The sequence below is a fragment of the Citrobacter sp. wls714 genome (assembly GCF_005281025.1).
GTDB lineage: Bacteria > Pseudomonadota > Gammaproteobacteria > Enterobacterales > Enterobacteriaceae > Citrobacter > Citrobacter werkmanii.
Window position 1 is genome coordinate 37,838 of the sequence record NZ_SZWZ01000045.1, and the last position, 12,566, is coordinate 50,403.

Below are 12,566 nucleotides of genomic sequence, written 5' to 3' on the forward strand. Positions count from 1 at the left end.
TTCGATTGCGGACGACGATTCAAATACATCTTCACGTTGATGTGTTAACGATAATAAAGGAGGTAGCAAGTGACCATTGCTATTGTAATAGGCACACATGGTTGGGCTGCAGAGCAGTTACTTAAGACAGCAGAGATGCTGTTAGGCGAGCAGGAAAATGTCGGCTGGATCGATTTCGTTCCAGGTGAAAATGCCGAAACGCTGATCGAAAAGTACAACGCTCAGTTGGCAAAACTCGATACCAGTAAAGGCGTGCTGTTTCTCGTTGACACATGGGGAGGCAGCCCGTTTAACGCTGCGAGCCGCATTGTCGTCGATAAAGAGCATTACGAAGTTATCGCCGGTGTGAACATTCCCATGCTGGTCGAGACCTTCATGGCGCGTGATGACAACCCGAGCTTCGATGAATTAGTGGCACTGGCCGTTGAAACCGGTAGCGAAGGCGTGAAAGCGCTGAAAGCGAAACCAGTGGAAAAAGCCGCTCCTGCCCCCGTTGCGGCACCCAAAGCAGCAGCACCGGCGAAACCGATGGGCCCCAACGATTATATGCAGATCGGCCTGGCGCGTATCGATGACCGTTTAATTCATGGTCAGGTAGCCACTCGCTGGACCAAAGAAACCAACGTAACGCGCATTATCGTCGTCAGCGATGAAGTTGCCGCCGATACCGTGCGTAAAACGTTGCTGACTCAGGTAGCACCTCCGGGTGTGACGGCGCATGTGGTTGATGTCGCGAAAATGATCCGCGTCTACAACAACCCGAAATATGCAGGCGAGCGTGTGATGCTGTTGTTCACCAACCCGACCGATGTGGAACGTATCGTTGAAGGTGGTGTGAAAATTACCTCTGTAAACATTGGCGGTATGGCTTTCCGTCAGGGTAAAACCCAGGTAAACAACGCAATTTCTGTTGATGAAAAAGACATCGAAGCCTTCAAAAAACTCAACGAACGCGGTATTGAGCTCGAAGCGCGTAAAGTTTCAACCGATCAGAAACTGAAAATGATGGATTTGATTGCCAAGGCGAAATAATTCCCTGGCATTTACTTAGTTTTCACACTTAAGTCTGTATAGCAATAGGAGAAGTACAATGGAGATTACCACTCTTCAGATTGTGCTGGTGTTCATCGTCGCATGTATCGCGGGTATGGAGTCGGTACTCGATGAATTTCAGTTCCACCGTCCGTTGGTAGCCTGTACGCTTATTGGCGCCGTTCTCGGGGATATGAAAACCGGTATTATCATCGGTGGTACCCTGGAAATGATCGCCCTGGGCTGGATGAACATCGGTGCTGCGGTTGCACCAGATGCCGCACTGGCGTCAATTATCTCTACCGTTCTGGTTATCGCGGGTCACCAAAGTATTGGTGCCGGTATCGCGCTGGCTATCCCGCTGGCAGCAGCAGGCCAGGTTCTGACCATCATCGTTCGTACCATCACCGTAGCATTCCAGCACGCAGCGGATAAGGCAGCCGAAAACGGCAACCTGACGGCGCTCTCCTGGCTGCACGTATCCTCACTGTTCCTGCAGGCTATGCGTATCGCTATCCCGGCGGTAATCGTGGCGATTTCTGTAGGTACCAGTGAAGTTCAGAGCATGCTCAACGCCATTCCGGAAGTCGTCACCGGCGGCCTGAACATCGCAGGTGGCATGATCGTAGTGGTTGGTTATGCGATGGTCATCAATATGATGCGCGCGGGCTACCTGATGCCGTTCTTCTATCTCGGCTTCGTCACCGCGGCATTTACTAACTTCAACCTGGTTGCTCTGGGTGTGATTGGCGCTGTGATGGCAATCCTCTACATTCAGCTGAGCCCGAAATATAACCGCGTCGCCGGTGCGCCAGTTCAGGCAGCTGGTAACAACGATCTTGATAACGAACTGGACTAGCAGGTGAGCGAAATGGTTGATATGACTAAAACTACCACCGAGAAAAAACTCACTCCGAGTGACATTCGTGGCGTGTTCATTCGTTCTAACCTGTTTCAGGGTTCATGGAACTTCGAACGTATGCAGGCGCTGGGTTTTTGTTTCTCCATGGTACCGGCTATCCGCCGTTTGTACCCGGAAAACAACGATGCACGTAAGCAGGCTATTAAGCGTCACCTGGAATTCTTTAACACCCATCCGTACGTAGCCGCACCTGTGCTGGGCGTTACGCTGGCGATGGAAGAGCAGCGTGCCAACGGCGCAGAGATTGACGATGGTGCTATCAACGGTATCAAAGTGGGTCTGATGGGACCGCTGGCAGGCGTTGGCGATCCAATCTTCTGGGGTACCGTACGTCCGGTATTTGCCGCGCTTGGTGCAGGTATCGCGATGAGCGGCAGCCTGCTTGGGCCACTGCTGTTCTTCATCCTGTTTAACCTGGTGCGTCTGGCTACCCGTTACTACGGTGTGGCATACGGCTACCGTAAAGGTGTCGATATCGTTAAAGATATGGGCGGCGGCTTCCTGCAGAAACTGACTGAGGGGGCGTCAATCCTCGGCCTGTTTGTCATGGGGGCATTGGTTAACAAGTGGACGCACGTGAACATCCCGTTGGTGGTCTCCACTATCACCGGTCAGGATGGCCAGACTCGCGTTACCACCGTGCAGACTATCCTTGACCAGCTGATGCCGGGCCTGGTTCCTCTGCTGCTGACTTTCGCTTGTATGTGGCTACTGCGTAAGAAAGTGAACCCGCTGTGGATTATCGTTGGCTTCTTCGTCATCGGTATCGCGGGCTACGCTGTCGGCCTGCTCGGCCTGTAAGACTGTTGTACATCACCGGGGGCTTGCCCCCGGTTTTTCTATTTAGAGGGTTGAGGATTCATGACTATCACGGACCTGGTGCTGGTTCTTTTTATCTTTTCGCTGCTGGCGTATGCCATTTACGATCAGTTCATCATGCCCCGCCGTAATGGCCCTACTCTGCTGACGGTCGCCCTGCTTCCTCGCAGCCGTGTTGACAGTGTTATCTTCATTGGCCTGGTAGCTATTCTTATCTACAACAACGTCACCAGCCACGGGGCGCAATTCACCACATGGTTATTATGTGCACTGGTGTTGATGGGGTTGTATCTGTTCTGGATCCGTACGCCGAAAATCATCTTCAAGCAAAAAGGTTTTTTCTTTGCTAACGTCTGGATTGAATATAACCGCATTAAAGAGATGAATTTATCAGAAGACGGCGTGCTGGTGATGCAATTAGAACAGCGTAGATTGCTTGTTCGCGTACGAAATATAGACGACCTCGAAAAAATATATAAGCTTCTTATTTCAAATCAGTAAGTTAACAAGATAGCCTGAACTATGTTTTTCATATATTAATGAAAACAAAACATAGCTAAGGCTATATTACCCCGCCCGTAATGTTATTTATTTTAACGTTCTATTTATAAATAAATCTAAATGAAAATCGTTTTCAATTAAAAGTCAAATATTATTTCCCTGTTTCTTGTTTTATATTCTCAAAATATGTTAAGGTTGCGCCCGTCGTTGGGGAGTAGCCGATTTCCAGACTCCGGAAATGTACGTGTCAACATACTCGTTGAAAAACGTGGCGCGTACGGACTGAACATACAGTTTCAGTCAGGCGAGACCATAGGCACATCAACTGCAATGCATACCTGAATGGCACGATATATTTCGTGTTTTCAATCTGTATGCATGGTTACTGGGGGCAGTGATGTGTTTTATGGATACCCCGGTCAGGACGCTGTTATGAATCTCACCGCTACTGTACTTCTCGCTTTTGGCATGTCGATGGATGCTTTCGCTGCGTCAATTGGCAAAGGTGCCACTCTGCATAAACCCAAATTTTCTGAAGCGCTGCGCACCGGTCTTATTTTCGGCGCAGTTGAAACCCTGACCCCGCTGATTGGCTGGGGTATGGGTATGCTGGCCAGCAAATTTGTACTGGAGTGGAACCACTGGATCGCTTTCATTCTGCTGATTTTCTTAGGTGGGCGAATGATAATCGAAGGTTTTCGCGACAACGGTGATGAAGATGAAGAGCCGCAGCGCCGTCATGGATTCTGGCTGCTGGTCACCACCGCCATTGCCACCAGTCTCGATGCGATGGCCGTCGGGGTGGGTCTGGCATTCCTGCAGGTTAACATCATTGCGACTGCGCTGGCCATCGGCTGCGCCACGTTAATTATGTCCACGCTCGGCATGATGATCGGTCGTTTTATTGGTCCGATGCTGGGCAAACGAGCTGAAATTTTGGGCGGGGTGGTACTGATTGGTATCGGAGCCCAGATCCTCTGGGCACACTTCCACGGTTAATTCAGGCGCTGCCAGATATGAATACTAAAATCTGTCTGGCAGTCAAACTTCGTCTTTCCTGCCAGCGTTTCCCACACTTCCGGTTTTGCCCGCCAGGCGAACGGTGTCATTTGCAGTAATGCAACGGCTTCGCTGCCCTGGAGCTGCATCTGATAGCCCAGCGCAATACTCTGCTGCAGAACAAAACCTTCCAGCTGTTCGGTATGTGGCGCATGCAAACGCACCTCATCATAAATCAGCCCTTTCAGCTCCATTAAATGCCGCGGCCCTGGTGTGGCGGTGATTACCCATCCACCCGGTTTAACCACGCGAGCCAGCTCTTGCGCTTTACAGGGCGCGTAGATCCTGATGATGGCATCCATGGACGCATCGGCAAACGGCAGACGATGGCTGGAAGCCACGCAAAAGGTGACCTGCGGATAACGGCGGGCTGCGGCCTTAATCGCCACTTTAGAGACGTCGAGGCCAACGGTTTTGCCGCCAGTCAGCGTATCGGCAAAGGCATGGGTGTAATACCCTTCTCCACAGCCGATATCCAGAATCGCCGCGTTCGCTGAACCTGGCCTCTCTGTGAGCACCTTCACAATCGCGTCGCGCAGTGGTTGATAGTGTCCGGCATCAAGAAACGCCCGGCGCGCCTGCATCATCTCAGCGCTGTCACCCGGATCGCGCGACCGCTTATACTGAACTGGCAGTAAGTTGACATACCCTTCTTTCGCCACGTCAAACTGGTGCCGCTCAGGGCAAATAAAACTGTTTTTCGTTTGAGTAAGAGGCTGGTGGCAAAGAGGACAGGAAAACGACATGACAACTCCGGCAGGTGATTTGAGGGCGCAAGTGTAACGCGAATTGCGCCCCGGGAAAATAACTTACAGCGCTGGCGAGGATCCACTGTCGCCATGCATCACCAGCAGATGATCGGAGTCGGCAGGCATGCCGTCTGGCTTAACATTTTCCAGGCGCAGGACATCTCCCATAATCTGGCTGAATACCGGCGCGGAGACAGCCCCCCCGTAGTAAGCACCGTTTTGTGGATTATTAATAACCACGACTAACGCGAATTTCGGGTCACTCGCTGGCGCAACGCCTGCCGTATAGGCCACGTATTTATCAACATATTTACCATCATCACCGATTTTTTTCGCCGTCCCGGTCTTTACCGCAACCCGATAATCCCTGACCGCCGCCTTAGTTCCCCCACCGCCGGGTAACGCAACGCTTTCCATCATATGTTCAACCTGATGAACCAGTGCCTCCGGCATCACCCGCGTTCCTATTACCGGCGGATCAATACGCGTTATAGAAAGAGGCCGATAGATGCCAAAGCTACCGATGGTGGCGTAGACATGCGCCAACTGGAGCGGCGTCACCATAAGTCCATAACCGAATGCGAAGGTCGCGCGATCCAAATCGCTCCAGTAGCGGCGTTGGGGCATTAAACCACTGCTTTCACCAGTTAATCCCAACCCGGTTGGATCGCCAAAACCAAAACGCTTATAGGTATCCAGCAATTTCTGCACAGGCATAGCTAACGACAGGTGTGATACACCCGTATCGCTTGATTTCTGCAAAATGCCGGTAAGCGACAGCTCAGGGTAAAATCCGACGTCACGAATACGATGTCCGTCGACATTAAAAGGATGGGTATCAATTACGCTGTCCGGTTGCACAATCCCCTGCTGGAGCGCGGTCATAATCACCAGCGGCTTAACGGTTGAGCCGGGTTCAAAGGTGTCGCTAATGGCACGGTTACGAAAATCATCCAGTACCGCGCCGTCACGATTGTTGGGGTTAAAATCGGGGAAGCTTGCCATGGAGAGAATTTCGCCAGTAGCGATATTGACCAGTACAGCTGCCCCTGACTCCGCTTTATTCCACGTCACGGCATTATCCAGCGCGTCTTCGGTAACCGTCTGCAAACGCTCATCAATACTGAGTTGTAATTCGTGTGCAGGCACCGGCATCACTTCGGTGATATTTTCGATGACATGACCAAATTTGTCTTTACGGACCAGACGGGAGCCGGGTTTGCCCATCAACTGGCTATTGAAGCTTTTCTCCAGACCTTCAATACCCTGGCCATCAATATTAGTGAAACCAATGAGATTAGCCGCAACATGTCCGGCGGGATAAAAGCGACGGGATTCTTCACGCAGATTGATCCCCGGAAGATTAAGGTTATCGACCCACTCAGCCTGCTGAGGTGAGATCTGGCGCGCCAGATAAATAAAGCGTCCCGCAGGATTACTGTTAACGCGCTCAGCCAGAGAACTGAGCGAAATGTTCAGAGTCTTTGCTAACGCCTGCCAACGTTCGTTGTAGCCCACGCCACCCTTGCTAATAATGGTTTTAGGATCTGCCCAGACGGCATTCACCGGGACACTTACCGCCAGCGGTCGCCCTTCTCTGTCGGTAATCATTCCGCGTGGCGAGGCTATGGTTACCTCGCGTAACGAACGCATGTCTTCCTGTTTTACCAGAGTTGTCGGCGTGACAATTTGTAGCCACGCCACCCGACCCAGCAGCAATCCCAGACTTAATAATATCGCCACACAAAGCAGGGCAAAACGTACGGGAGTAAAATTGCGCGCATCTATGTCGTTTTTCTTTTTCACCTGGACTCCCGCATGATAGTTTTTCAGGTGTCTGATTTAACGAGAAATGCTGCGAGAATGCGGGGAAAACTATGCTACGAACATCACGCCTTTGCAACAAAGCGCTAATGGATGGGCTTTCAGAAATATTTTGACGTAATTTGAATTAAAAAGCCCCGCATAAGCGAGGCTTTATATCTGAGATGGTTGCGCATGAGCGCATCAAATCAGTGGTGTCGATCAGATAGCTGTTACGTTAACAGCAGCCGGACCTTTCTGGCCGTCCTGAATTTCGAACTCAACGTTCTGGCCTTCAGCCAGAGTTTTGAAGCCGTTACCCTGGATAGCGGAGAAGTGTACGAACACGTCTTTGCTGCCATCAGCCGGAGTAATGAAGCCAAAACCTTTAGACTCGTTGAACCACTTAACTTGACCTTTAATCTTTGCCATTTGCAAAATTCCTTAGAGTATTTTCTTCGCCCGTGGGCATAACATAGATAAAACTGAGACATTACTGCTTGAGGCACTAATATAAGGTTCGGCAGAGAAGCGGTATTCAACGTCAACGTGTTTACTCAGGACTTCTTTACTGAAAATGCCACACATAAACAGAACTGTACCTCGTTTAACCCAAAACGTGTTATCACATACAACGTAAATAATGGCAAGCCATTTTTAAACGTGTCTCGATCGGTCGCACAAATCCTGTCTTTCATCAAACAACGACTGCACAGTTATGCGCCAGACCGAGCAGAGTTATATTGTCACCTCTCTCCCCTTGCCCCGTCAGGCTTGCACCGTCACAGGGACATTTCTACCATAGCTCAATAGCTTCGGTTGTTCCAGGTTATCTGTCACAGGGTCTGGCGGATATCATTTTTTATGCTTAGTAATGCATAAAATGTCACAAGCGTAAAAATGAGATCCGCCTTCTGTTTTTGCACCAAAATAATGAAAGAATGATGACAATGCACAAAAAAAGTAAGAGAAACGTTTCGCTGTTAATAAGACGATCGTTATCACAAAAATGACATAATCATATTTTTAACGTATGGCAAAATATATTTATAACAGACCGGACATAAGATATTAATTGGTTAGAGTATCTGAAAATACTCAGATTACAGGCGACTCCGGAGCGCTAATTACGCGGGCAGAGCAGAAGAAAATGATCTGACATGTTGACGACAGGATGAAGTATCTGCGCACAGCATCAGCAGACCTTCATCCTGACATACTGTTTTTAGCGCTCAGCTACCAGGCGGATGATATCATCATCGTCATCCTTCGCGGTGACCGCTGCAGGTTCTGCCGCTTTTTCTGGTTCGTTAGCTTCACAAAGGCGACGGAGTAATGCGTTCTGTCTTTTTTGCTGGTCTAACAATGCTTCAAGCAATTCTATCTGCTCGTTAGTACGCGAACTTGCCCGATTAATGAAAAACCACAACACAAGCCCAACAACCAAAACCACCACCGATACCGCTAAAGACGCAAAACTCAACGCGCCAGAATTCAAAACTTCGTTCATTTCACCACCTCAATGTAGACAGCGTAGTTTACCACTGCCGCACAAGAAGGTAATCAACTGTTGTAAAAATGCGCTTACCAGGGAATAAATTTATTGATGGCACAAATACCGCTGAAAAATTGTACGTCCTGATCGCACATGATGTTAAACACCTGCGCCCACATCAATATGCATACCAGCACGACAACAATCAGTACCACCCAGCGTATTTTTTTCACTCCAGCTCCACTCTTCGACTCTACATCTTATGTCTATAAATTATCATGCGTTACCTAAACCCAGCGTTAACTGTAACGGCATTCCATCTTTTTAGGAATGATTGACTTGTTTCAGCCCATGTACAGGCTAATCTACTAATAACGAGAAAAGATAAGAGGTTGTAATGCGTCTGATAATCCGCGCTATTGTGTTGTTAGCTCTGGTTTGGATCGGTTTATTACTGAGCGGCTATGGAGTTTTGATTGGGAGTAAAGAGAATGCGGCCGGTCTGGGTCTGCAATGCCAATATCTGACCGCTCGCGGGACCAGCACCGCACAATATGTCCACACAAACAGCGGCCTTATTGGCCTTTCAGATTGCCCTGTATTACGCAAAAGTACTGTCGTTATCGATAACGGTTAAGATAGCGGTAGTACATTCTCTATGCTATTTGCGCAAAATAGCGCTAATTTTATTCATTAAAAAACCCCAGGTACGCAATACCTGGGGTTTTGCACTTAGGCAATTTTTCTGATTAGAACGGATAGTCGTTATAGCCCATTTGTTCAGAAATCTTACGCGCTGCCGTATGCAGCATCGCCACATATTCGTGTAAACGTTCTTCCGAAAAGCGCAGCGTCGGGAATGAAATACTCAAGCCCGCGATCACCACGCCAAAACGGTCAAACACCGGAACACCGATGCAGCGCAGGCCTTCTTCCTGCTCTTCGTTATCTTCGCCGTACCCCTGTTCACGCACTTTATCTAACAGTACCAGCAATTCATCAGTATTCGTGATAGTACGGTCGGTGCTGCGTTTATACTCGATGCCGCCAAGAATTTCCTTCACTTCTTCGCGGTCACGCCATGCCAGAAGAACTTTACCAATAGCCGTGCTGTACAATGGGTTACGACGACCGACGCGGGAATACATACGCAGATTGTACATGGAGTCGATTTTATGAATGTAGACGATACTGTCTTCATCCAGCGCACCAAGGTGTACGGTCTCTTTGGTCAAACGTGAAAGTTCACGCATCTGGATGTCAGCACTACGGATCAGATCAACGTTTTGTAACGCGCGCGCACCCAGCTCGAATAATTTCAGGGTCAGAGAGTATTTCTCTGACTCTCCTTCTTGTGCCACATAACCCAGCGTTTTCATGGTCTGCAAAAAGCGATAAACGGTGCTTTTTGACATCATGACGCGTTGCGACAGCTCGGTAATACCAATTTCGCGCTCTTCACCCAGCGCCTGCAGGATGCCAAAAACTTTCAGCACGGAAGATACAGAATCAGGTTGTTTATCCAGATCTGCGATTGCCATTTATCACCTCATTACGAGTGTTTTATAAAAATCAGAACCGGTTTTTATTATAATTTCACGAACCTGCCCTCGCAATCGCTCTTTGCTTACTTAGTTACAAATCTGCGACCTAACGCCTGTATATCAATGCTAAGATTATTATTCTCATCATCATTCCCGATAAAATGACCCCTTATGGAAAAAATTCAGGCTGATGGCCTGCCATTGCCCCAGCGATATGGTGCAATTTTAACCATTGTTATTGGCATCTCTATGGCAGTACTCGACGGCGCAATAGCTAACGTGGCGCTTCCGACGATTGCTACCGACCTTCAGGCTTCACCCGCCAGCTCAATCTGGATCGTTAACGCCTATCAAATCGCCATTGTCGTTTCACTGCTGTCACTCTCCTTTTTGGGTGATATGTTTGGCTATCGACGCATTTATAAGTGTGGTCTCGTCGTATTCCTGCTTGCCTCGCTGTTCTGTGCTTTATCAGACTCGCTACAAATGCTAACTCTGGCTCGTGTGGCTCAGGGGTTTGGCGGTGCGGCGCTGATGAGTGTGAATACAGCTTTAATTAGACTTATTTATCCCCAGCGTCAGCTTGGCCGGGGGATGGGAATCAACTCCTTCATCGTGGCGGTCTCCTCAGCGGCAGGACCCACCATTGCCGCGGCGATCCTCTCTATCTCGTCCTGGAAATGGCTGTTTCTGATTAACGTCCCGCTGGGGATTATTGCCCTGCTGCTGGCCATGCGCTTTCTGCCACCAAATTCATCCCGCAGCAATAAACCACGCTTTGACCTGCCCAGTGCGGTAATGAATGCCTTAACGTTTGGCTTGTTAATTACAGCACTCAGTGGGTTCGCGCAAGGACAGTCGCTAAAACTGATTGGTGCCGAGCTTGTGGCGCTTATCGTGGTCGGTTTTTTCTTTATCCGCCGCCAGCTGGCGTTGCCGGTACCGTTATTACCGGTTGACCTGCTACGTATTCCGCTGTTTTCACTCTCGATTTGCACGTCAATCTGTTCATTCAGCGCACAAATGCTGGCGATGGTTTCTCTGCCCTTCTTTCTACAAACCGTGCTCGGTCGTAGCGAAGTCGAAACAGGACTACTACTGACCCCATGGCCGCTGGCAACCATGGTGATGGCGCCGCTGGCCGGATATCTTATCGAACGCGTCCACGCGGGATTGTTGGGTGCACTGGGTATGGGCGTGATGGCAAGCGGATTATTTGCCCTGGTGCTACTCCCCTCTGCGCCCTCCGATTTTAATATTATCTGGCCGATGATATTGTGCGGCGCGGGCTTTGGTCTATTCCAGTCACCGAATAACCACACCATCATCACCTCTGCACCACGTGAACGCAGCGGCGGAGCAAGCGGGATGCTGGGGACCGCGCGCTTGTTAGGGCAAAGTACCGGCGCGGCGCTGGTGGCGTTAATGCTCAATCAGTTTGGTGACAGCGGAACACATATGTCGCTAATAACCGCGGGTGTACTGGCAACGGCTGCCGCCATAGTGAGCGGCTTACGTATCACGCAGCCGCGCGTTCAGGCATAAAAAAAGCGCGTCTGACGACGCGCTTCTTCTGGACTTCCGCAGGTTACTTCAGGTATTCCCCACTACGCAGCGCTTCAATACGCTTATCCAACGGCGGGTGAGTCATAAACAGCTCACTCAACGATTTAGATTTACCGTTGATGCAGAACGCCATCATGCTGGTCGCTTCCTGCGGCTCATAGCTGGTTTTCAGACGCTGCAGCGCGGCGATCATCTTCTCACGACCGACCAGTTTGGCAGAACCGGCATCCGCATGGAATTCACGGTGACGTGAGAACCACATGGTAATGATGCTGGCCAGAATACCAAACACCAGTTCCAGCACCGTCGCCACCGCAAAGTAGATTAATGGGTTGCCGTTGCTGCCCTCGCCCTCATCGCGGTTACCGCCCATAAACCCGGCGGCAATTTGCGCCAGAATACGGGAAATAAAGATAACGAAGGTGTTCACCACACCCTGAATGAGGGTCATGGTCACCATATCGCCATTGGCAATATGGCTGATCTCGTGCGCGATAACCGCTTCGGCTTCGTCCGGGCTCATGTTTTGCAACAGGCCAGTACTCACAGCCACCAGCGAAGCATCCCGGCGCGCACCGGTAGCAAACGCGTTAATATCTGGCGCATGGTAGATTGCAACCTGCGGCATAGCAATACCGGCCTGGCGGGCCTGATTCGCTACCGTATTCATCAGCCAGCGTTCTCTTTCATTACGGGGCTGTTCGATCACTTCCCCGCCAACGGACTTTAACGCCATCCATTTGGACATCAGCAGCGAAATGAAGGAACCACCAAAACCAAACAGCAGTGCCATGATCAACAAGCCTTGAACGCTGCTTGACTGAATCCCTGTCAGGCTCAATACCAGCCCGAAAACGACCATCACAGCCAGGTTCGTCAGCAGGAAGAGCGCGATTCGCATCATAATTTTCTTTTAACCTCAATTTAACAAAACGCACTATGCGATTACCCATATCGTATGGGTCTTATGGCTATTTTCAAGCATCCATAGGTGCTAAGTCACCAGAAAGACACAACTTTACATTTTATCGTATCAGACTGACGTCTTCATGCGCTTGTTAAAAAAACAGGCACAA

Annotated in this window: 15 protein-coding genes and 1 riboswitch; of the genes, 7 read left to right on the forward strand and 8 right to left on the reverse strand. The window is 49.8% G+C overall.

Going from position 1 to position 12,566, the window contains the following annotated elements; all coding sequences use genetic code 11:
- Window positions 1–69 precede the first annotated feature (69 nt).
- The 5 genes from manX to mntP all read left to right on the forward strand — a co-directional run bounded on the left by manX (window position 70) and on the right by mntP (window position 4,273).
- On the forward strand, window positions 70–1,032 hold the full coding sequence (manX, locus tag FDX11_RS10485; protein WP_005122176.1) for a PTS mannose transporter subunit IIAB: 963 nt from the start codon (window positions 70–72) through the stop codon (window positions 1,030–1,032).
- A 58-nt stretch (window positions 1,033–1,090) separates the two neighbouring features.
- Entirely contained in the window at window positions 1,091–1,891 is an 801-nt protein-coding gene (locus FDX11_RS10490) for a PTS mannose/fructose/sorbose transporter subunit IIC (protein ID WP_005122174.1), read from the forward strand.
- 12 nt (window positions 1,892–1,903) lie between these two features.
- Complete coding sequence (locus tag FDX11_RS10495; protein ID WP_003833769.1) at window positions 1,904–2,755, forward strand: PTS mannose transporter subunit IID; 852 nt, start codon at window positions 1,904–1,906, stop codon at window positions 2,753–2,755.
- Window positions 2,756–2,815: 60 nt separating this feature from the next.
- On the forward strand, window positions 2,816–3,274 hold the full coding sequence (locus tag FDX11_RS10500) for a DUF986 family protein (protein WP_042307852.1): 459 nt from the start codon (window positions 2,816–2,818) through the stop codon (window positions 3,272–3,274).
- Between the two features lie 197 nt (window positions 3,275–3,471).
- Window positions 3,472–3,571, forward strand: a riboswitch (yybP-ykoY riboswitch).
- A 135-nt stretch (window positions 3,572–3,706) separates the two neighbouring features.
- Window positions 3,707–4,273, forward strand: coding sequence for a manganese efflux pump MntP (gene mntP / locus FDX11_RS10505; protein ID WP_020996621.1), 567 nt, complete (start codon window positions 3,707–3,709; stop codon window positions 4,271–4,273).
- Here the strand turns inward: mntP and rlmA are convergent.
- From rlmA to mgrB, 6 genes are all read right to left on the reverse strand, one after another.
- A complete protein-coding gene (gene rlmA, locus FDX11_RS10510; protein WP_137397875.1) occupies window positions 4,270–5,079 on the reverse strand; it encodes a 23S rRNA (guanine(745)-N(1))-methyltransferase in 810 nt (269 codons plus the stop codon). The two genes, mntP and rlmA, sit on opposite strands and share 4 nt — an antisense overlap.
- A gap of 63 nt (window positions 5,080–5,142) precedes the next feature.
- Window positions 5,143–6,888 (reverse strand): peptidoglycan glycosyltransferase FtsI, encoded by a 1,746-nt coding sequence (ftsI, locus tag FDX11_RS10515; protein WP_061381165.1) that lies wholly within the window; start codon window positions 6,886–6,888, stop codon window positions 5,143–5,145.
- A 219-nt stretch (window positions 6,889–7,107) separates the two neighbouring features.
- Window positions 7,108–7,317, reverse strand: coding sequence for a transcription antiterminator/RNA stability regulator CspE (gene cspE / locus FDX11_RS10520; protein WP_001062678.1), 210 nt, complete (start codon window positions 7,315–7,317; stop codon window positions 7,108–7,110).
- Between the two features lie 12 nt (window positions 7,318–7,329).
- Window positions 7,330–7,473, reverse strand: a complete 144-nt coding sequence (locus tag FDX11_RS10525) for a DUF2627 domain-containing protein (RefSeq protein WP_006684179.1) — start codon at window positions 7,471–7,473, stop codon at window positions 7,330–7,332.
- Window positions 7,474–8,110: 637 nt separating this feature from the next.
- Window positions 8,111–8,395 carry a YebO family protein gene (locus FDX11_RS10530; RefSeq protein WP_061381164.1) on the reverse strand — a complete coding sequence of 95 codons (285 nt, stop codon included), beginning with the start codon at window positions 8,393–8,395 and terminating at the stop codon, window positions 8,111–8,113.
- A gap of 74 nt (window positions 8,396–8,469) precedes the next feature.
- Window positions 8,470–8,613 (reverse strand): PhoP/PhoQ regulator MgrB, encoded by a 144-nt coding sequence (gene mgrB, locus FDX11_RS10535; protein ID WP_003034977.1) that lies wholly within the window; start codon window positions 8,611–8,613, stop codon window positions 8,470–8,472.
- A gap of 164 nt (window positions 8,614–8,777) precedes the next feature.
- Here mgrB and FDX11_RS10540 point away from each other — a divergent pair, with 164 nt between their 5' ends.
- Window positions 8,778–9,017 (forward strand): YobH family protein, encoded by a 240-nt coding sequence (locus FDX11_RS10540; protein WP_061381163.1) that lies wholly within the window; start codon window positions 8,778–8,780, stop codon window positions 9,015–9,017.
- Between the two features lie 112 nt (window positions 9,018–9,129).
- Here FDX11_RS10540 and kdgR read toward each other — a convergent pair whose 3' ends face one another.
- The gene (kdgR, locus tag FDX11_RS10545; RefSeq protein ID WP_137348904.1) at window positions 9,130–9,921 is read right to left on the reverse strand and encodes a DNA-binding transcriptional regulator KdgR; all 792 of its coding nucleotides are present in this window, start codon (window positions 9,919–9,921) and stop codon (window positions 9,130–9,132) included.
- 174 nt (window positions 9,922–10,095) lie between these two features.
- On the opposite strand from kdgR, the gene FDX11_RS10550 reads away from it, so the two are divergent.
- A complete protein-coding gene (locus FDX11_RS10550; RefSeq protein ID WP_137371183.1) occupies window positions 10,096–11,469 on the forward strand; it encodes an MFS transporter in 1,374 nt (457 codons plus the stop codon).
- 43 nt (window positions 11,470–11,512) lie between these two features.
- Here the strand turns inward: FDX11_RS10550 and htpX are convergent, their stop codons facing one another.
- On the reverse strand, window positions 11,513–12,394 hold the full coding sequence (gene htpX, locus FDX11_RS10555) for a protease HtpX (protein WP_003034964.1): 882 nt from the start codon (window positions 12,392–12,394) through the stop codon (window positions 11,513–11,515).
- Window positions 12,395–12,566 lie beyond the last annotated feature (172 nt).

Excerpts from the sequence above, each read along its gene's own strand:
- FDX11_RS10490 (WP_005122174.1), top strand. The coding sequence starts at position 1,091 with ATGGAGATTACCACTCTTCAGATTGTGCTGGTGTTCATCGTCGCATGT.
- FDX11_RS10495 (WP_003833769.1), top strand. The coding sequence starts at position 1,904 with ATGGTTGATATGACTAAAACTACCACCGAGAAAAAACTCACTCCGAGT.
- FDX11_RS10500 (WP_042307852.1), top strand. The coding sequence starts at position 2,816 with ATGACTATCACGGACCTGGTGCTGGTTCTTTTTATCTTTTCGCTGCTG.
- mntP (WP_020996621.1), top strand. The coding sequence starts at position 3,707 with ATGAATCTCACCGCTACTGTACTTCTCGCTTTTGGCATGTCGATGGAT.
- rlmA (WP_137397875.1), bottom strand. The coding sequence starts at position 5,079 with ATGTCGTTTTCCTGTCCTCTTTGCCACCAGCCTCTTACTCAAACGAAA.
- cspE (WP_001062678.1), bottom strand. The coding sequence starts at position 7,317 with ATGGCAAAGATTAAAGGTCAAGTTAAGTGGTTCAACGAGTCTAAAGGT.
- FDX11_RS10525 (WP_006684179.1), bottom strand. The coding sequence starts at position 7,473 with ATGTGTGGCATTTTCAGTAAAGAAGTCCTGAGTAAACACGTTGACGTT.
- FDX11_RS10530 (WP_061381164.1), bottom strand. The coding sequence starts at position 8,395 with ATGAACGAAGTTTTGAATTCTGGCGCGTTGAGTTTTGCGTCTTTAGCG.
- FDX11_RS10540 (WP_061381163.1), top strand. The coding sequence starts at position 8,778 with ATGCGTCTGATAATCCGCGCTATTGTGTTGTTAGCTCTGGTTTGGATC.
- kdgR (WP_137348904.1), bottom strand. The coding sequence starts at position 9,921 with ATGGCAATCGCAGATCTGGATAAACAACCTGATTCTGTATCTTCCGTG.
- FDX11_RS10550 (WP_137371183.1), top strand. The coding sequence starts at position 10,096 with ATGGAAAAAATTCAGGCTGATGGCCTGCCATTGCCCCAGCGATATGGT.
- htpX (WP_003034964.1), bottom strand. The coding sequence starts at position 12,394 with ATGATGCGAATCGCGCTCTTCCTGCTGACGAACCTGGCTGTGATGGTC.